Here is a 16773-nt window from a genome sequence, read left to right on the forward strand (position 1 = left end):
CTCAATATAGCCACGTCGATCACTCCGTTCCCCTGCCCGTTGCCGAGCAGGTCAGTGTTCTACGTGGGTCAATATTCGATGCAAATTACTGCGTAGGGTGGGTCAGGATTCCGTGCAAATCAACAATACAGTCCATTGCCGTCGGTAAGTTTGGTAGGCTTGTTGCCTGCCTTCGCTTGTCGGATCTTGATGTCGGTAAGTGGCACGGTGAAAAAGGGGGTATCGTCTCTGGAAGCTCGAAATGATACCCCCTTTTATACCCCCTTTTTTCTCGGCTGGACACGATTTTCGGCGAACGCGAGCGAACAGTGGAAGGGCGTAGAATGCCCAACTAGTAAGGGCTTTGGGCAGATTGCCGAACCAACACGAACAGGAGCGAACGAAGTGATTAGGCATATCGTCATGTGGAAGTTGAAGGAATCCGCCGAAGGCGCGACGCGCGCACAGAACGCGCTGAAGCTGAAGGAAAAACTCGAAGGCTGCCGCGACCTCGTGCCCGGCACCCTGCAGATCGACGTCGGCCTCGCGACGCCTGGCCTCGACGCGACCGCCGACATCGTGCTCGTCTCCGATTTCACCGACAAGGCGGCGCTCGACGCGTACCAGGTGCATCCGGTTCACCAGGAAGTGAAAAAGTTCGTCGTCGCGGTGGCCGAATCGCGCGAGTGCGTCGACTACATCGTCGACGTCGCACGATGAGCGACGCGGCAACCCCGACGGAAGGCCCGTCGATCGAAAGCCCGTTCGTCGATCTGCTCGGCGTGCAGCTCGTGTCCGCGAAGGATGGTGCGAGCGAGATCGTGTTGCCGCTCGAGGAGCGCCACATGAACACGTGGAGCATCGCGCACGGCGGCGTGACGATGACGCTCGCCGATATCGCGCTCGCGATGGCGGCGCGCAGCCTGACCGACGACGGCATCGGCGTCGTCACGGTCGAGATGAAGGTGAATTTCATGCAGCCGGGCCGCGGCGAGCTGCGCGCTTACGGGCGCGTGATGCACCGCTCGACGACGATGGCCTACTGCGAAGGCGAAGTGCGCGACAGCGACGGCAATTTCGTCGCGAAGGCGCTCGGTACGTTCAAGTACATGCGGCGGCTCGCGGTCGGTCGCGACATCAAGCGGCAACGCTCGCGCACCGCGCCTGACGCCCATCCCGGCCCGAGCGACGCGTAAGCATTCGCCACGCGCGGCCCTGTCTCTTCGATGCGGCAGGGCCGTTTCGTCTGGCAGCATGGAATGCCGGCACACGGCGCGGCGCGCCGCGGCTGTCCGGCCCCCCACGTGGCATCATGTCACGCTTGTCCGTTCACGGCGCCACGCCGCGCCGTCCACTCCGATGCCGCTGAATCCGAAGATCGCCCAGGTGCTCGACATGATCGAGCGCGCGAAACGTCCGTCGTATCACCATCAGACGCCGCAGCAGGCGCGCGCCGCGTACGAGAAGAGCGCGCCGATCCTCGACGTCGCGCCGGCCCCGATGCATTCGGTGGAGGAATGCGTGGTGCCGACGCGCGACGGCCGCACGATCGGCGCGCGGCTGTATCTGCCGGTCGCGCCGAGTCTGGCGGAGCCGCTGCCCGCGCTCGTGTACTACCACGGCGGCGGCTTCACGGTCGGCAGCGTCGACACGCACGATGCGCTGTGCCGGATGTTCGCGCGCGATGCGCAATGCGCGGTGCTGTCGGTCGGCTACCGGCTCGCGCCCGAACACAAATTTCCGACCGCGGTGAACGACGCGGACGACGCGCTGCAATGGCTGCATCGCGAGGCCGCCGCGTTCGGCGTCGACGCCGCGCGGCTGGCGGTCGGCGGCGACAGCGCGGGCGGGACGCTCGCGACGGTCTGCGCGGTGCTCGCGCGCGACGCGGGCATTCGTCTTGCGCTGCAGCTGCTGATCTATCCGGGCGTGACGCGTGACCAGGACACCGAATCGCACGCGCGGCTCGCCAGCGGCCACCTGCTGACGCAGGACACGATCCAGTGGTTCTTCACGCAATACGTGCGCGATCGCGCGGATCGCGACGACTGGCGTTTCGCGCCGCTCGACGGCACGCGCGATGCGCCGTCGTTCGCGGGCGTCGCGCCGGCGTGGATCGCGACGGCCGAATACGATCCGCTGAGCGACGAGGGCGCCGCGTACGCGGACAAGTTGCGTGCGGCCGGCAACGCGGTCACGCTGGTCTGCTATCCGGGGATGATCCACGAATTCTTCAAGATGGGCGGCTACGTGCCGGAGGTGCGGGCCGCGCATGCCGATGCGGTCGCGGCGCTGAAGGCTGCATTCGACGAGGTTTGACGGCGAGCGCCGGAAGGCGCGCGCGCCGCGGGAGGATGGCGATGACGAACGGCGTGGGCGGGGTGGAAACGGGCGACTGGGCGGTGCTGGGCGGCGACGCCGCGCGGATTCGCGACGCGGTGTTCGTGCGCGAGCAGCAGATTCCGCCGGAATGGGAACTCGACGACGACGATCCGCTGTCGCTGCATGCGGTCGCGTACCGGACCGACGCGGCGACCGGGCTGCGCCGTGCGGTCGCGACGGGGCGGCTGCTGCCGTCCGGCACGATCGGCCGTGTCGCGGTACTGGCCGACATGCGCGGGCAGGGTGTCGGGTCGGCCGTGCTGAATGCGCTGCTGGACGCCGCGCGGCGCCGCGGCGAAGCCGTCGTGCGGCTGTACGCGCAGGATTCGGCGGTGTCGTTCTATCTGCGGCACGGCTTCGCGGCGGTCGGCGAGCCGTTCGTCGAAGCCGGCGTGCCGCACGTCGAGATGGCGCGCGCGCCGTAGCGCGCCGCGTGTGCGCTCAGCGCGGCCGCGCCGCGTCGATATCGAACGTAACCGCGCGTTCGAACGCGCCGGGGCGGACGGTGCGGTGCGAGCCGTCGTCGTCGCTGCGCTCCTTCACCTCGACCGTCAGCCGCACGCCTTCCTTCATCGTGACGCGCAGCGCGGTCGTGCCGCGCGTGCCGTATTCGGGCGTTTCGATGAACGCGGCCGACAGCGCGCGCTCGCGCTCGATCGGAATGCCCGTGTGCGGCAGTGCGTCGTCGTCCGCGACGTGCGGGTCGCGCATCAGCGCGATCAGTTCGTCGAGCGACGGCGTCGGGTTGTCGGTGAGCAACGTGCCGAGCTCCGCGCGCTTGCGCACCACTTTCGGCCAGGGCGTATCGAGCCGCGCATTCGACAGCGCATGCACGCCCGGCGCGATCGCGACGGGCGCGGCGACACGGCTTTCGCCTTCGGGCGCACGGTTGCAGAACCACGCGAGCTCGCGCCGGCGCCAGTCGCCGACGAGCAGGTTGAAGCCGTTGTACACGGCCGCATGCTCGGCCAGCTGCGCGAGATAGTCGAGCGGCGCGACAGGCGAGCCGCCGAGAAAGTCGGAGACCAGCTTGCCGCGGGTCGGCGCGCCCGCGCGGATGTCGAACGGCGCGCGGTAGTTGGTCAGCGCCGCGAAGCGGCCGTCGCGCGACACGCCGAGCCACGTGCCGCCCGCTTCGAGATCGCGGCCGGCCAGCACGCCCGGCACGTCCTCCCACCACGAGAGCGGCGCGCTGGTCCGGCGAAAGAACTCGTCGCGATTGGCGACGAGGGTAAAGACGGGACCGGCGGCGGCATCGGGCTGCCAGTCGAAGGCAATCAGACACATCGGGCGAATCTCTCGCAGGAAACGTCGCGCAGCCGGCTGCGACTCGCGAGCCGGCGCGCGAACGGGTTGTCAGTGCATCACGCTTCGGTCGGCCACGCGTACGGCAGCGCGTCGAACGCGAGCGCCGGGCCGTCGGCCGAGCCGAGGTGCACCGTGCCGCTGTCGAGCGCGGCGAGCTTGATCTCGACGAGCGCGTCGACGCCGCCCGCCGGCGCGGCCGCCGCGTTGACGATCATCCCGCACGGCTGGCCCGGGTCGTCGCTGTGGAACAGCTCGACGCCGGCATGCACGGTATCGGTCTCGCCGGCGACGTGCGCGAGCGCGGTGCGGCGCTTGATCGTGCCGCGGTACTGGCTGCGCGCCACCACTTCCTGGCCCGGGTAGCACCCTTTCCTGAAGTTAACGGCACCGATCACGTCGAAGTTGACCATTTGCGGCACGAACTGTTCGACGGCCGGCTGCGTGATGCGCGGCTCGCCCGCGCGCACGTCGAGCCAGTCCCACACGGCGGGCGACACGACGGGCAGCGTGCCGGCGAGCGCCGCGAGGCGCGCGTCGACCTCGGCGCGCGGGCCGATCCACAGATAGCGCTTGCGGCCGGCCGCATCGGGCACGCGGATCAGCGCGCCGGCCGGGCCGTCGACCTTCACGTGCACGCCGTCGGGCAGCGCATCGAAGATGCCCGACAGCGCGTCGCGCACGTCGCCCGCGAAGCCGGCCACCGCGAGCGTGTCGCTGGCGTCGGTCAGCTTCGCCTTCGCGCGCAGCACGAACATCGACAGCCGCTTCTGCACGGCCGGCTGTACGTCCTTCGACACGAGCAGGCGCACGTCGTGGCCGGCGCGCCACGTGAGGAACGACGCGAGCAGCCGGCCCTTCGGCGAGCAATACCCGGACAGCCGCGCGCTGCCGGCATCGAGATGCTCGATGTCGTTGGTGAGCTGGCTGTGCAGGAACGTCGCGGCGTCGTCGCCGGCCACGTCGATCACGCCGAACTGCGGCAGCGGCATGCAGGCGCCCGGCGCATCGAAATCGGCGGCGGACGGGCGGGGGAAAACGGGGAGCGAGGCAGATGCGGCCTGGGCAGCCGGTGAAGCGAACGGTGTGCTCATGGAATGAGGGAACAGTCAACCCTGACTTTGACGGAGGCGAGCAAGTATTATATGGGTCTTACCTGAGTCACGTTTCCATGTCCCTACTGAAGAAATGCGCCGCGACGATCGTGGCGCTGGCCGTCGTTGTGGCCGCTGCCGGCGCGGGCGGCGGGTATTACTGGGCGACCCGGCCGCTGTTGCTGGGCTCGGCATCGCTCGACGTCACGATCAAGCCGCGCAGCAGCGTGAAGAGCGTCGCGCTGCAGCTCAAGCACGGCGGCGTGCCGGTCGAGCCGTTCGCGTTCGTCGCGATGACGCGCGTGCTCGGGCTGTCGAGCCGGCTCAAATCGGGCAACTACGAATTCAAGACCGGCATCACGCCTTACGACGTGCTGCAGAAGATCGCGCGGGGCGACGTGAACGAGTACGTCGCGACGGTCATCGAGGGCTGGACCTTCAAGCGGATGCGCGCGGAGCTCGACGCGAACCCGGATCTGGCGCACGCGACGGCCGGCATGAGCGATGCCGAGCTGCTGCGCGCGATCGGCGCATCGGACGGCGCGGTGCAGCGCGGCAGCGGCGAGGGGCTGTTCTTCCCCGATACCTACCTGTTCGACAAGGGCACGAGCGACCTGAACATCTACCGGCGCGCGTACCACCTGATGCAGACGCGCATCGACGAGGCATGGGCCGCACGCACGCCGGGGCTGCCGTACAAGACGCCTTACGAAATGCTGACGATCGCGTCGATCGTCGAGAAGGAGACCGGCCACGCGGCCGATCGCGCGTTCGTCGCGGCCGTGTTCGCGAACCGGCTGCGCATCGGCATGCCGCTGCAGACCGATCCGTCGGTGATCTACGGGCTCGGCGACGCGTACGACGGCCGTCTGCGCAAGCGCGACCTGCAGGCCGACACTCCCTACAATACCTACACCCGACGCGGGCTGCCGCCCACGCCGATCGCGTTGCCGGGTGTCGCCGCGCTGCAGGCGGCGATCAATCCGGCGCCGACGAGCGCGCTCTATTTCGTCGCGAAGGGCGACGGCACGAGCGTGTTCTCGGACACGCTCGGCGACCACAACAAGGCCGTGGATAAATACATACGAGGTCAATAATGGCGAGCGGTAAATTCATCACGTTCGAAGGCATCGACGGGGCGGGGAAGACCACCCACCTGCAATGGTTCTGCGAACGCCTCCAGGGCCGCCTGGCCGCGGCCGGCCGACAGGTCGTCGTGACCCGCGAGCCGGGCGGCACGCAGCTCGGCGAGAAACTGCGCGAGATCCTGCTGAACCAGCCGATGGATCTCGAGACGGAAGCGCTGCTGATGTTCGCCGCGCGTCGCGAGCACCTCGCGCTCGTAATCGAGCCGGCGCTCGCGCGCGGCGACTGGGTCGTGTCGGATCGCTTCACCGACGCGACGTTCGCGTACCAGGGCGGCGGCCGCGGGCTGCCGCGCGACAAGCTCGAGACGCTCGAGCGCTGGGTGCAGGGCGGCTTCCAGCCCGACCTCACGGTGCTGTTCGACGTCGCGCCGCAGGTCGCGAGCGAGCGTCGCGGCGCCGCGCGCATGCCCGACAAGTTCGAAAGCGAGTCCGACGCGTTCTTTGCCCGCACGCGCGCCGAATACCTGCGGCGCGCGGAAGAGGCGCCGCACCGCTTCGCGATCGTCGACGCGACGCGATCGATCCCGGAGATCCGCCAGCAGCTCGAACGCGTGCTCGCCGCGCTGTAACCCGCAAGGAACGCACCCATGATCTATCCGTGGCAAACCGACGACTGGAACCGCCTGCAGCAACTGCGCGCGCAATGGCCGCATGCGCTGCTGCTGCACGGTCAGGCCGGGATCGGCAAGCTGCAGTTCGCGCAGCATCTCGCGCAGGGCTTCCTGTGCGAATCGCCGCAGCCGAACGGCGAGCCGTGCGGCGCCTGCGCGGCCTGCAACTGGTTCTCGCAGGGCAACCATCCGGACTACCGGATCGTGCTGCCCGAGGCGCTGGCGGGCGAGGCGCCGGGCGCGGCCGACGACGCGAAGCCGGCCGACGCGGACGAAGGCGGCAAGAAGACGCGGGCGCCGAGCAAGGAAATCAAGATCGAGCAGGTGCGTGCGCTGCTCGACTTCTGCGGAGTCGGCTCGCATCGCGGCGGCGCGCGCGTCGTCGTGCTGTATCCGGCCGAGGCGCTCAATGTCGCCGCGTCGAACGCGCTGCTGAAAACGCTGGAGGAGCCGCCGCCGGGCGTCGTGTTCCTGCTCGTGTCGGCGCGCATCGACCGGCTGTTGCCGACGATCATCAGCCGCTGCCGGCAGTGGCCGATGACCGTGCCGGCGCCGGAGGCCGCCGCCGCGTGGCTCGCGGCGCAGGGCGTCGACCACGCCAGCGCGCTGCTCGCCGAGGCCGGCGGCGCGCCACTCGCCGCGCTGGCGCTCGCGAGCGACGAGAACCGCCCGCTGCGCGATTACACGCTGGGGCAACTGGCCGCCGGCGCGGGCTGCGATCCGTTCGCGTGCGGCGAGGCGCTGCAGAAGCTGCCGGTGCCGCTGGTGCTCGGCTGGCTGCAGCGCTGGCTGTACGATCTGCTCGCGCAGCGGATGGCCGGCGCGCCGCGCTACTTCCCGACGCACACGGCCGCCCTGGCGCGCTGCGCCGAAGCGGTCGATGCGAACGCATTCGCGCGCTTCATGAAGGCCGTGACACGGCAGCGGACGGTCGAGAACCATCCGCTCAACGCGCGGCTCGTATTCGAGGAATTGTTTCTCGGATATCGGGAAATATTTGGTTGATCCGGCATTGTTTCCGATGCGTTGCGAAACGATGAACGGATCACGCGGCGGCGCGACCGTGGCCGGCCGGCCCGCCTACGTCGCCCGGTGCCGCATGCCGGCGGGCGCATGAGCGCCCGTCTCACGTATTCAGGAAACACGATGTTCGTCGACTCTCACTGCCACATCAATTTCAAGGGCCTGGCCGACCGCCTGCCGGCCGTTCTCGAGAACATGCGCGAGCACGACGTCACGCACGCGCTGTGCGTGTCGGTCGATCTCGAGACGCTGCCCGACGTGCTCGCGATCGCCGAAGCGCACGACAACGTGTACGCGTCGGTCGGCGTGCATCCCGATCACGAGGACATGCGCGAGCCGACGCTCGCGGAGCTCATCGAGCTGGCCGCGCATCCGAAGGTCGTCGCGATCGGCGAAACCGGCCTCGACTACTACCGTCTCGAAGGCCGCTCGATCGCCGACATGGAATGGCAGCGCGAACGCTTCCGCACGCACATCCGCGCGGCGACCGCGACGATGAAGCCGCTGATCATCCACACGCGTTCGTCGTCGGAAGACACGCTGCGGATCATGGCCGAGGAGCGCGCGGAGGTGCCGGGCGGCGTGATGCACTGCTTCACCGAGCCGTGGCCGGTCGCCGAGCAGGCGCTCGCGCAGAACTTCCACATCTCGCTGTCGGGCATCGTCACATTCAAGAACGCGACCGACGTGCAGGACGTCGCGCGGCGCGTGCCGCTCGACCGGCTGCTGATCGAGACCGACTCGCCGTACCTCGCGCCGGTGCCGTATCGCGGCAAGCCGAATGAACCTGCGTACGTCAGCCATGTCGGACGCTTTATCGCATCCGAGCGCGGGATCGCCGTCGAGGCGCTCGCCGATGCGACGACGCAGAACTTTTTCCGGCTGTTCAAGATCGCCCGCTAACGACGGGCGCGCAGCCGACAACCCAGGGAAGGAGCCCACAACAATGACGAAGCCGACCAACCATCTGCCCAAACGCGCACTCGTTGCCGCCGCATTTGTCGCGAGCGGCCTGTTCGCCGCCGCCGGCGCGCATGCCGAGTCGCTCGACGCGATCGTCAAGGCCGTCAAGTTCGACGACATCGCCGATATCGGCAAGCAACTCAAGAGCGGCAAGCTCGACCCGAACACGATCGCGTCGAACGGCGACCCGATCCTCGTGATCGCCGCACGCGAGAAGTCCGACAAGGTCGCGGCGGCGATCGCCGCGACGCCGAACGTCGATCTCGAGAAGGAAGACAAGGCCGGCGAAAACGCGCTGATGCTCGCGTCGTTGAACGGCGACCTCAATCTCGTCAAGCTGCTGATCGACAAGGGCGCGGAAGTGAGCAAGAAGGGCTGGGCGCCGCTGCACTACGCGGCGACCAACGGCCAGGACGCGGTCGTCAAGGTGCTGCTCGACCACGACGCGTACATCGACACCGCATCGCCGAACGGCACGACGCCGCTGATGATGGCCGCGCGCGGCAACCATGCGTCGACGGTCACGCTGCTGCTCGACCAGGGTGCCGATCCGCAGGTGAAGAACCAGCTCGGCATCACCGCGCTCGAGTTCGCGAAGCACTACAACGCGCCGGACGCGATCGAGATCCTGAGCAAGCGAACGACGCGTATCGGTGCGGCGACGCCGGCAGATGCTCAAAAGAGTGCAAAATAACGGTTTTTGGTGCGGCGGCGCGTGTCCGCCCCGGCCGGCTTTCCGGCCGGAGCAGGGCGTCCGGCGCCGCACCGGCCCAGGCAGCAGGCGGTCTCCGGCCGCATTGACATAAGAAGGAACACCATGTTGCGCGCAATGTTTTGTGCCGCGGCGTTTGCCGTGCCGTTGTCGGCGGCGGCTTTCACGGGCGCGGATCTCGACCGGCTGTGCGCGAAGACGGACGTCAAGTCGCGGGCGTCGTGCGCGGCCTATATCGAAGGCGCCGCCGACGGCGTCTACAACACGATCGATGCGATCGGCGGCACCACGGGGCCGCGTGTCGGCCAGTACTTCTGCCTGCCGCCCGACATCCGGGCGCAACAGATGACGGACGCGGTACGCAAGTACATCGCGGAAAATCCGAAGCTGGCCGACTACAACGCGAGCACCGCGGTGTCGCTCGGTCTCGGCAAGGCGTTTCCCTGCAGGAGCGGCAACTGATCTGACGCCGTGTCCGGGCGCGTGCGTGGCCCGGACGTCGCCGACGCATCCAGGACGAAGCCTGTGCGCTTCATCACTCGAGGGCGCCGATGATTTCAATCGAGGAACTGCAGCGCATCGCCGATGCGCCGTTGCATTCGTGGCTCGGCACGGTGTTCGTGTCGGTCATCGTCATACTGGTCGTCACGGTCGTGCACCGCCTCGGCGCACGCATCGTGAAGCGCATCGCGCAGCCGTATCCGCTGATGAGCGCGATCCTGCGCTACATCGACAAGCCGTCGCTCGTCGTGCTGGCGCTGCTGGCGCTCGAATTGCTGTGGGTCCAGGCCGACGACGGCATATCGTTCGTGCGCGGCATGCGCGCCGCGGCCGCGGTCGGCTCGATCGTGTCGCTCACGTGGCTGCTGGTGCGGCTCGCGGCCGGCGTCGGGGACGCGATCATCCAGGCTCATCCGATCGACACGGCCGACAACCTCCAGGCCCGGCGCGTCCATACGCAGGCCAAGGTGCTCGTGCGGACGGTGATGGTGCTGATCGTGATCATCGGCACCGGCGCCGCGCTGATGACGTTCCCCAACGTACGGCAGGTCGGCGCGAGCCTGCTGGCATCGGCCGGTGTGGCCGGGCTGGTCGCCGGTATCGCCGCGCGGCCGGTGCTCGGCAACCTGATCGCCGGGTTGCAGATCGCGCTCACGCAGCCGATCCGGCTCGACGACGTGGTCGTGATCCAGGGCGAGTGGGGGCGCATCGAGGAAATCACCGGCTCGTTCGTGTCGGTGCGGCTGTGGGACCAGCGGCGTCTCGTCGTGCCGCTGCAGTGGATCATCGAGAACCCGTTCACGAACTGGACGCGCAGCAGCGCGGAGATCATCGGCACCGTCTATCTGTCGGTCGACTACCGCACGCCGCTCGCGCCGCTGCGCGAGGAACTCGCGCGGCTCGTCCATGCCGCGCCCGAGTGGGACGGCCGCGTGCAGGTGCTGCAGGTGACCGACGCGACGGAACGCACGATGCAGTTGCGCGCGCTCGTCAGCGCGGCCGATTCGTCGTCGTGCTGGGATCTGCGCTGCCGCGTGCGCGAAGGGCTGATCGCCTATCTGCAGAACCGCTATCCGCAATGCCTGCCGCGCAGCCGGATGGAGCTGTATCCGCACGAATCGGCGCCGGCCGCGCCGAATCCCGAACGGCCGCATGCGCGGTCGCCTGCCGCCAGTACCGCGGCCAACACCGCAGCCGATCCGCAGGCTGTCGACGGCCGCTGAACGCGGCCCGGCCTGCCATTCCCGCTCCCATTCCCATGACCGCGCTGAAGACGCTCGCCATCGCCAATTACCGCTCGCTGCGCGAGCTGATCGTGCCGCTCGCGGCGCTCAACGTCGTCACGGGACCGAACGGCAGCGGCAAGTCGAGCGTGTACCGCGCGCTGCGGCTGCTCGCCGATACCGCACAGGGCCGCGTGATCCCGTCGCTCGCGCGCGAAGGCGGCTTGCCGTCGACGCTGTGGGCCGGCCCCGAGCGCTTTTCGCGCGCGATGCTGGCGGGCGACGTGCCGGTGACGGGCACCGTGCGCAATGGCCCGGTGAGCCTGAAGCTCGGCTTCGCGTGCGACGATTTCGGCTATTCGATCGATCTCGGCCTGCCGCTGCCGAGCCGCTCGCAGTTCGCGCTCGATCCGGTGGTCAAGCGCGAATGCATCTGGGGCGGCGCGGTGCCGCGCCCGTCCACGCTGCTGGTCGACCGGCAGGGCGCGCAGATCCGTGCGCGCACCGCATCGGGCGACTGGCGGACGATTCCGCAGCCGGTCGCGAGCTTCGACAGCATGATGACCGAGTTCGCCGATCCGACCGGCGCGCCCGAGATGATCGCGATGCGCGAACGGATCCGCTCGTGGCGCTTCTACGACCATTTCCGGACCGATGCGCAGGCGCCGGCGCGCCAGTCGCACATCGGCACCCATACGCCGGTGCTCGCGGACGACGGGGCCGACCTGGCCGCCGCGCTGCAGACGATTCGCGAAATCGGCGACGCGGCGGCGCTCGACGCGGCGATCGACGACGCGTTTCCCGGCGCGTCGGTCGAGATCGACAATCCGGGCGGCCGCGGCCGCTTCGACGTGCTGATGCGCCAGCCGGGGCTGCTGCGGCCGCTGGCGGCGGCCGAGCTGTCCGACGGCACGCTGCGCTACCTGCTGCTCGCGGCCGCGCTGCTGACGCCGCGGCCGCCCGCGTTGATGGTACTGAACGAACCGGAGACGAGCCTGCATCCCGATCTGCTGCCCGCGCTCGGCCGCCTGATCGCGCAGGCGGCCCGGCACTCGCAGGTGCTGGTCGTGTCGCACGCGGCGCGGCTCATCGCGACGCTCGAGCGCGAGGCCGGCTGCGAATCGCTGGTGCTCGACAAGCAGCTCGGCGCGACCGCGCTCGTCGATGCCGATTCGCGCGACCTGCCGGCGTGGAAGTGGCCGTCGCGTTGACAGCCCGCTCGCGTGCTTGGGGGCGCGAGCGGCGCCCCGGTGGCGCCGGATCGGCCCGACCGGGGCCCGACGCGAGGCGGCCGGGCCCGCTCGGTCGAATGTATCCGGTCTGTAACAACCCCCAAAAAATGCAAGACCTGCGGTCCCGCTCGTCGGGATCGCGAATAATAATGAGATATCCGGCCGGCGCCACGCCGGCCGGCGCGGCAGGGAGGGACGGCGCGCGAGCGCGGCCGGGCCGGCCGCGCCGCAACGGACAGGACACAGGAGACGTGGACCATGAGAATTGCCCAGATCGCCCCGCTGACCGAATCCGTGCCGCCGAAGCTGTACGGCGGCACGGAGCGCGTCGTGTCCTACATCACCGAGGCGCTCGTCGAGCTCGGCCACGACGTGACGCTGTTCGCGAGCGGCGATTCGACGACGCGGGCGAAACTCGAGCCCGTGTGGCCGCGCGCGCTGCGGCTCGATTCGTCGATCCGCGATCGCGTCGCGCCGCACATGCTGTTGATGGAGACGGTCGCGCGCCGCGCGAAGGATTTCGACGTGCTCCATTTCCACATGGACTACTACTCGTTCTCGGTCTTCAACCGGCAGGAAACGCCTTACGTGACGACGCTGCACGGCCGGCTCGACCTGCCCGAGCAGCAACCGGTGTTCGACACGTTCAACACGGCGCCGGTGATCTCGATTTCCAATTCGCAGCGCCAGCCGTTGCCGCAGGCGAAATGGCTGACGACCGTCTATCACGGGCTACCCGATACGCTGTACATGCCGCAGCCGGTCGAGCCGCGCTATCTCGCGTTCCTCGGCCGCATCTCGCCGGAAAAACGCGTCGACACCGCGATCCGCATTGCCCGCCAGTGCGGGCTGCCGATCCGGATCGCCGCGAAGATCGACACGGCCGACCAGGAATACTTCGACCGCGAGATCAAGCCGCTCTTCGCGTTGCCGCACGTCGAATACATCGGCGAGATCGCCGATCACGAGAAGGCCGAATTCCTGTCGGGCGCGCATGCGCTGCTGTTTCCGATCGACTGGCCGGAGCCGTTCGGCCTGGTGATGATCGAGGCGATGTCGTGCGGCACGCCGGTGATCGCGTTCAACCGCGGCGCGGTGCCCGAAGTGGTGGACGAGGGCGTATCGGGTTTCATCGTCGAGGATGAAATCAGCGCGGTGGCCGCCGTGAACCGGCTGCATCTGCTGCCGCGTGCGCGCGTGCGGCAGCGCTTCGAGGAGCGCTTCACGTCGCGCCGGATGGCGCAGCAGTACGTTGACGTGTACCAGTCGGTGATCCGCGCGCAGAAGCGCTCGCGCTTCAAGGTGATCGATTCGACGACCTGATCGGCCTGAGCAACCTGTCCGACCTGGCGCGTGGCGCCGGCGGATAAAAAAACGGCGATGCCCGCAAGGACATCGCCGTTTGCGCATGCCCCGCGCGCAATGCGCGCGGGCAGTGCGTCGACGTCAGATCTTGAGCTTCGTGACCTTCGTGCCGTTGATCGACACGTCGCCCATCAGGCCCGCGTTGGTCAGCACGACGACCTGGATCGGCGCCGTGGCCGTGTTGGAGTCGACCGCACCGTTCGCGCCCATCTTCACGAGTGCGACCGATGCGCCGGCGCCGGCTGCCCAGCCGTCCGAGTTGCGGAATTCGTCGAGCGCCTGCTGCGTCATGAACAGGAACACGACCGCCTTCGACTGCGCGCCCGCCTGCAGGCCGACCGACAGCGACGACGTGTTGTAGTAGCCGACGGTGCTGCCGCCCACGCGCAGCGCGCCGTTGCCGGACTGGGCGCCGACGATGAAGCCGGCCTGGAGCACTTCGGGGAAGACCAGCACGCCGCGCGATTTCGCGACGAGCTCGCGCGAACCCTTGACGGTGGAGTACATGCGCGACAGCGTGGCGTCGACGCTCGCGTCGATCGACTGACGCTTCGACGCGTTGGTCGCGGCGTTGTCCGGCTTGTCCGGGGTGGTGGTGCAACCGGTGAGCGCGAGGCTACCGACGATGAGCGCGGCGGCGGCTTTGAGCACAAGAGTCCGTTTTTGCATCGTTGTTCTCCATCGGATGACGTTCGGAGTGAGTCTCGCTCAAGGAGCGGATCACGTCGGCAGTTATATCACAGCGGATTACGGCCTCTTTTCGTTGCCGTGTGAAAAAGCGTCAAATCGCGCGGGGATGTCGCGGCGCGCCAACGGACGAAACGACGCCGACGCGCGACGCGTGGCCCGCGCGTTGCCGGCGTGCGGCGAACGCGAGGGGCGAGCGGAGAGCGGCGGCGCTTGCGGTGTGCGTCGATGTGCGTCGGTGTCAGTGCGTGACGGGCGGAACGGGCGGCTTGATCGGCGGGCGGCGCAGCGCACGGCGGATCAGCGCGATCACGACGCCGCATGCGAACAGGAACGCCGCCGGGACGACCCAGTAGCCGACGAACGCATGCCACAGGTAACCGGCGAGCGTATTGCGGCGCACCACGTATTCGTCGCGGGCCGCCTGCTGGCGCGGCGCGTTGGCGGCGAGCACGTCGGCCGGGCAGCCGGCCGCGCGCGCTTCGTCAGGATCCCCGTGGCACTTCGCGGCGGCGCCGGCGGCCTGTTGCGCGTCGGTGAGCTGCCAGGTGGTCAGCGCGAGTTGCAGGTCCGCCTTGTTGTACGCCATTTCCTCGCGGATCTCGCGCACGGCGATGATCGCGACGGGCACCGCCCAGAACACGATCACGATCAACCAGCGGCGGAACCAGCGGTGTTGTCTCCATGCCATCCAAGCCTCCGTTTGACGCGCGTGCGCGTCTGTCTCGAGGGCGGCCCGATGGCGCTTCTTGGTCTTGGGTGGGCCGCGTTGCAGCCATCATAGAAGAAAACGCGGCGAATTGCCGCACCATGTGGCGGGGCCGGGGCGGCGGGTCGCAAAAACGGGGCGGGAAACGCTGGAATACGTGCGTCGATGCGCGTGCAACGAAAACAAAAATGCCGCGCCCGCCGAAGCGGGGCGCGGCATTCGAGACGGGAGCGCCGGAACTCAGGCGGCCGGCTGGTTGCTCAGGCAGCTCTTCATGAACGCCTTGCGATCGTCGCCCTTCTTGCCGGTGGCCTGCGTGTTGCACGCCTTCATCTTTTCCTGCTGCGTCATCGCCTTCGCGGGCTTCGCCGACAGGCAGTCCTTCATGAACGCCTTGCGTTCATCGCCCGTCTTGCCGGCTGCCTGCGTGTTACAGGCCTTCATCTTGTCCTGCTGGCTGTTCGCCGCGAATGCGGGGGAAGCCAGCATGCCGCCGAGAAGCACTGCGGCTACGAGCGATTGGATTTTCATTTCGACACTCCCATGGGGTGAATTGCGTTTTATATCGACGCCGTCACGAAGCCCGGCGCGACGTGAACAGGGTCGCATCGCGCCGCGCGCTCCGATTATGGCAAATCAATGTGAAAACACCAAAACGGCATTTCTATAACGCGGTGGGGGGCATGGCCGTTGACGGCGCGCACGCGCCGGCGATCGGGACAAACCATGACACGGGGCGCGCAGCGCGCGTTCGCGCCGGACCTACCGGATGCCGGGCGCGAGCCATTACAATCGCGGCCATGAATACACCGAACACCGCATCCCCTTCGTCCGCGGCGGCGCTGCCGCGCATCGCCGTACTCGCCACCGGCGGCACCATCGCCGGCGCCGCGCCCGACGCGGCCAGCACGGCCGGCTATCAGGCCGGCGCGCTCGGCGTCAATTTTCTGGTCGATGCCGTGCCGGCGCTCGCGTCGGTCGCACGCATCGACGCCGAGCAGGTCGCCAGCATCGACAGCAAGGATCTCGCGCTGCCGCTATGGAACACGCTTGCCGCGCGGATCGACGCGCTGATGGCCGATCCGGCCATCGACGGCATCGTGATCACCCACGGCACCGATACGCTCGAGGAAACCGCGTACGCGCTGCATCTGGTCGTCCGGGGCGACAAGCCGGTCGTGCTGACGGCCGCGATGCGGCCGGCCACCGCGCTATCGTCCGACGGCCCGTTGAACCTGTTGAACGCGGTGACCGTGGCTGCCCATCCGGCCGCGCGCGGGCAGGGCGTGCTGGTCGCGTTCAACAACCGGATCCACGGCGCGCGCGACGTCGTGAAGACGAGCACGTACGCGGTCGATGCGTTCCAGTCGCCGGAGCTCGGTGCGCTTGGCTGGGTGCAGGACGGCCGCGTCGAATTCGCCCGCCGGGTCACGCGCACGCGCGACGCGCAACTGGCGATCGCCGCGACCTGGCCGCCGGTCGAAGTCGTCGCGAGCTATGCGGGTGTGACGCGGACGGCCGTCGACGCGCTCGTCGCGGCCGGCGTGCGCGGCCTCGTCGTCGCGGGCACCGGTAACGGGTCGATCCATGCGACGCTGCAGACGGCGCTCGCCGATGCGGTGAGCGCGGGCGTGGCCGTGGTCCGTGCGTCGCGCGTCGGTTCGGGGCACGTGATGCGTAACGGCGCCGCGAGCGACGATGCGCTCGGTTTCGTGAGCGCGGGCTCGCTGCACCCGTTCAAGGCGCGCGTGCTGCTGATGCTCGCGCTCGCGAACGGCATTCACGATCGCGACGCACTCCAACGCGTATTCGACACGCTGTGACCGATGGCCGCCGCTC

At 68.7% G+C, this 16773-nt stretch carries 20 protein-coding genes; 15 read left to right on the forward strand and 5 right to left on the reverse strand.

What is annotated here, in order from left to right:
* The 5 genes from HWX55_RS35940 to HWX55_RS09780 all read left to right on the forward strand — a co-directional run.
* A partial coding sequence (locus HWX55_RS35940; RefSeq protein ID WP_208458709.1) for a hypothetical protein occupies nucleotides 1–245 on the forward strand: 245 nt, incomplete at its 5' end.
* Between the two features lie 139 nt (nucleotides 246–384).
* Nucleotides 385–699, forward strand: a complete 315-nt coding sequence (locus tag HWX55_RS09765; protein ID WP_012328683.1) for a Dabb family protein — start codon at nucleotides 385–387, stop codon at nucleotides 697–699.
* Nucleotides 696–1175: a PaaI family thioesterase gene (locus HWX55_RS09770; protein WP_126361949.1), complete on the forward strand. Its 480-nt coding sequence runs from the start codon at nucleotides 696–698 to the stop codon at nucleotides 1173–1175. The genes HWX55_RS09765 and HWX55_RS09770 overlap by 4 nt, the downstream gene beginning before the upstream one ends.
* A gap of 163 nt (nucleotides 1176–1338) precedes the next feature.
* On the forward strand, nucleotides 1339–2298 hold the full coding sequence (locus tag HWX55_RS09775; protein ID WP_175975454.1) for an alpha/beta hydrolase: 960 nt from the start codon (nucleotides 1339–1341) through the stop codon (nucleotides 2296–2298).
* Nucleotides 2299–2339: 41 nt separating this feature from the next.
* Nucleotides 2340–2786: a GNAT family N-acetyltransferase gene (locus HWX55_RS09780; protein ID WP_175975455.1), complete on the forward strand. Its 447-nt coding sequence runs from the start codon at nucleotides 2340–2342 to the stop codon at nucleotides 2784–2786.
* A 16-nt stretch (nucleotides 2787–2802) separates the two neighbouring features.
* Here the strand turns inward: HWX55_RS09780 and HWX55_RS09785 are convergent, their stop codons facing one another.
* Nucleotides 2803–3648, reverse strand: coding sequence for an NRDE family protein (locus tag HWX55_RS09785; RefSeq protein WP_175975456.1), 846 nt, complete (start codon nucleotides 3646–3648; stop codon nucleotides 2803–2805).
* A 77-nt stretch (nucleotides 3649–3725) separates the two neighbouring features.
* A complete protein-coding gene (locus tag HWX55_RS09790; RefSeq protein WP_175975457.1) occupies nucleotides 3726–4760 on the reverse strand; it encodes a folate-binding protein YgfZ in 1035 nt (344 codons plus the stop codon).
* A gap of 77 nt (nucleotides 4761–4837) precedes the next feature.
* On the opposite strand from HWX55_RS09790, the gene mltG reads away from it, so the two are divergent.
* From mltG to HWX55_RS09835, 9 genes are all read left to right on the forward strand, one after another.
* Nucleotides 4838–5857 (forward strand): endolytic transglycosylase MltG, encoded by a 1020-nt coding sequence (mltG, locus tag HWX55_RS09795; protein ID WP_124652569.1) that lies wholly within the window; start codon nucleotides 4838–4840, stop codon nucleotides 5855–5857.
* A complete protein-coding gene (gene tmk, locus HWX55_RS09800) occupies nucleotides 5857–6477 on the forward strand; it encodes a dTMP kinase (protein ID WP_050013257.1) in 621 nt (206 codons plus the stop codon). The genes mltG and tmk overlap by 1 nt, the downstream gene beginning before the upstream one ends.
* An 18-nt stretch (nucleotides 6478–6495) precedes the next feature.
* Nucleotides 6496–7524: a DNA polymerase III subunit delta' gene (locus tag HWX55_RS09805; RefSeq protein WP_175975458.1), complete on the forward strand. Its 1029-nt coding sequence runs from the start codon at nucleotides 6496–6498 to the stop codon at nucleotides 7522–7524.
* A gap of 141 nt (nucleotides 7525–7665) precedes the next feature.
* Complete coding sequence (locus HWX55_RS09810; protein ID WP_175975459.1) at nucleotides 7666–8445, forward strand: TatD family hydrolase; 780 nt, start codon at nucleotides 7666–7668, stop codon at nucleotides 8443–8445.
* Between the two features lie 43 nt (nucleotides 8446–8488).
* The gene (locus HWX55_RS09815) at nucleotides 8489–9199 is read left to right on the forward strand and encodes an ankyrin repeat domain-containing protein (protein WP_175975460.1); all 711 of its coding nucleotides are present in this window, start codon (nucleotides 8489–8491) and stop codon (nucleotides 9197–9199) included.
* Nucleotides 9200–9322: 123 nt separating this feature from the next.
* A complete protein-coding gene (locus HWX55_RS09820; protein WP_006485939.1) occupies nucleotides 9323–9679 on the forward strand; it encodes a Rap1a/Tai family immunity protein in 357 nt (118 codons plus the stop codon).
* 89 nt (nucleotides 9680–9768) lie between these two features.
* A complete protein-coding gene (locus HWX55_RS09825; RefSeq protein ID WP_175975461.1) occupies nucleotides 9769–10941 on the forward strand; it encodes a mechanosensitive ion channel domain-containing protein in 1173 nt (390 codons plus the stop codon).
* A 35-nt stretch (nucleotides 10942–10976) separates the two neighbouring features.
* Nucleotides 10977–12152 (forward strand): AAA family ATPase, encoded by a 1176-nt coding sequence (locus HWX55_RS09830; RefSeq protein WP_175975462.1) that lies wholly within the window; start codon nucleotides 10977–10979, stop codon nucleotides 12150–12152.
* A 279-nt stretch (nucleotides 12153–12431) separates the two neighbouring features.
* On the forward strand, nucleotides 12432–13496 hold the full coding sequence (locus tag HWX55_RS09835) for a glycosyltransferase family 4 protein (RefSeq protein WP_069617849.1): 1065 nt from the start codon (nucleotides 12432–12434) through the stop codon (nucleotides 13494–13496).
* A gap of 123 nt (nucleotides 13497–13619) precedes the next feature.
* Here HWX55_RS09835 and HWX55_RS09840 read toward each other — a convergent pair whose 3' ends face one another.
* From HWX55_RS09840 to HWX55_RS09850, 3 genes are all read right to left on the reverse strand, one after another.
* Nucleotides 13620–14207, reverse strand: coding sequence for a YSC84-related protein (locus HWX55_RS09840; RefSeq protein WP_050013250.1), 588 nt, complete (start codon nucleotides 14205–14207; stop codon nucleotides 13620–13622).
* A gap of 259 nt (nucleotides 14208–14466) precedes the next feature.
* Nucleotides 14467–14916, reverse strand: coding sequence for a membrane protein (locus HWX55_RS09845; protein ID WP_012328676.1), 450 nt, complete (start codon nucleotides 14914–14916; stop codon nucleotides 14467–14469).
* A 258-nt stretch (nucleotides 14917–15174) separates the two neighbouring features.
* Entirely contained in the window at nucleotides 15175–15465 is a 291-nt protein-coding gene (locus HWX55_RS09850; RefSeq protein ID WP_011549641.1) for a PsiF family protein, read from the reverse strand.
* A gap of 269 nt (nucleotides 15466–15734) precedes the next feature.
* Here HWX55_RS09850 and HWX55_RS09855 point away from each other — a divergent pair, with 269 nt between their 5' ends.
* Nucleotides 15735–16757 (forward strand): asparaginase, encoded by a 1023-nt coding sequence (locus HWX55_RS09855; RefSeq protein WP_175975463.1) that lies wholly within the window; start codon nucleotides 15735–15737, stop codon nucleotides 16755–16757.
* The last annotated feature ends 16 nt before the right edge of the window (nucleotides 16758–16773 follow it).

The organism is Burkholderia sp. BCC1047 (assembly GCF_902833155.1).
Taxonomy (GTDB): domain Bacteria; phylum Pseudomonadota; class Gammaproteobacteria; order Burkholderiales; family Burkholderiaceae; genus Burkholderia; species Burkholderia sola.

What these genes read in the sequence shown, in the direction of transcription:
- HWX55_RS09770 (WP_126361949.1), top strand. Translation starts at nt 696, where the DNA reads ATGAGCGACGCGGCAACCCCGACGGAAGGCCCGTCGATCGAAAGCCCG.
- HWX55_RS09775 (WP_175975454.1), top strand. Translation starts at nt 1,339, where the DNA reads ATGCCGCTGAATCCGAAGATCGCCCAGGTGCTCGACATGATCGAGCGC.
- HWX55_RS09780 (WP_175975455.1), top strand. Translation starts at nt 2,340, where the DNA reads ATGACGAACGGCGTGGGCGGGGTGGAAACGGGCGACTGGGCGGTGCTG.
- HWX55_RS09785 (WP_175975456.1), bottom strand. Translation starts at nt 3,648, where the DNA reads ATGTGTCTGATTGCCTTCGACTGGCAGCCCGATGCCGCCGCCGGTCCC.
- HWX55_RS09790 (WP_175975457.1), bottom strand. Translation starts at nt 4,760, where the DNA reads ATGAGCACACCGTTCGCTTCACCGGCTGCCCAGGCCGCATCTGCCTCG.
- mltG (WP_124652569.1), top strand. Translation starts at nt 4,838, where the DNA reads ATGTCCCTACTGAAGAAATGCGCCGCGACGATCGTGGCGCTGGCCGTC.
- tmk (WP_050013257.1), top strand. Translation starts at nt 5,857, where the DNA reads ATGGCGAGCGGTAAATTCATCACGTTCGAAGGCATCGACGGGGCGGGG.
- HWX55_RS09805 (WP_175975458.1), top strand. Translation starts at nt 6,496, where the DNA reads ATGATCTATCCGTGGCAAACCGACGACTGGAACCGCCTGCAGCAACTG.
- HWX55_RS09810 (WP_175975459.1), top strand. Translation starts at nt 7,666, where the DNA reads ATGTTCGTCGACTCTCACTGCCACATCAATTTCAAGGGCCTGGCCGAC.
- HWX55_RS09815 (WP_175975460.1), top strand. Translation starts at nt 8,489, where the DNA reads ATGACGAAGCCGACCAACCATCTGCCCAAACGCGCACTCGTTGCCGCC.
- HWX55_RS09820 (WP_006485939.1), top strand. Translation starts at nt 9,323, where the DNA reads ATGTTGCGCGCAATGTTTTGTGCCGCGGCGTTTGCCGTGCCGTTGTCG.
- HWX55_RS09825 (WP_175975461.1), top strand. Translation starts at nt 9,769, where the DNA reads ATGATTTCAATCGAGGAACTGCAGCGCATCGCCGATGCGCCGTTGCAT.
- HWX55_RS09830 (WP_175975462.1), top strand. Translation starts at nt 10,977, where the DNA reads ATGACCGCGCTGAAGACGCTCGCCATCGCCAATTACCGCTCGCTGCGC.
- HWX55_RS09835 (WP_069617849.1), top strand. Translation starts at nt 12,432, where the DNA reads ATGAGAATTGCCCAGATCGCCCCGCTGACCGAATCCGTGCCGCCGAAG.
- HWX55_RS09840 (WP_050013250.1), bottom strand. Translation starts at nt 14,207, where the DNA reads ATGCAAAAACGGACTCTTGTGCTCAAAGCCGCCGCCGCGCTCATCGTC.
- HWX55_RS09845 (WP_012328676.1), bottom strand. Translation starts at nt 14,916, where the DNA reads ATGGCATGGAGACAACACCGCTGGTTCCGCCGCTGGTTGATCGTGATC.
- HWX55_RS09850 (WP_011549641.1), bottom strand. Translation starts at nt 15,465, where the DNA reads ATGAAAATCCAATCGCTCGTAGCCGCAGTGCTTCTCGGCGGCATGCTG.
- HWX55_RS09855 (WP_175975463.1), top strand. Translation starts at nt 15,735, where the DNA reads ATGAATACACCGAACACCGCATCCCCTTCGTCCGCGGCGGCGCTGCCG.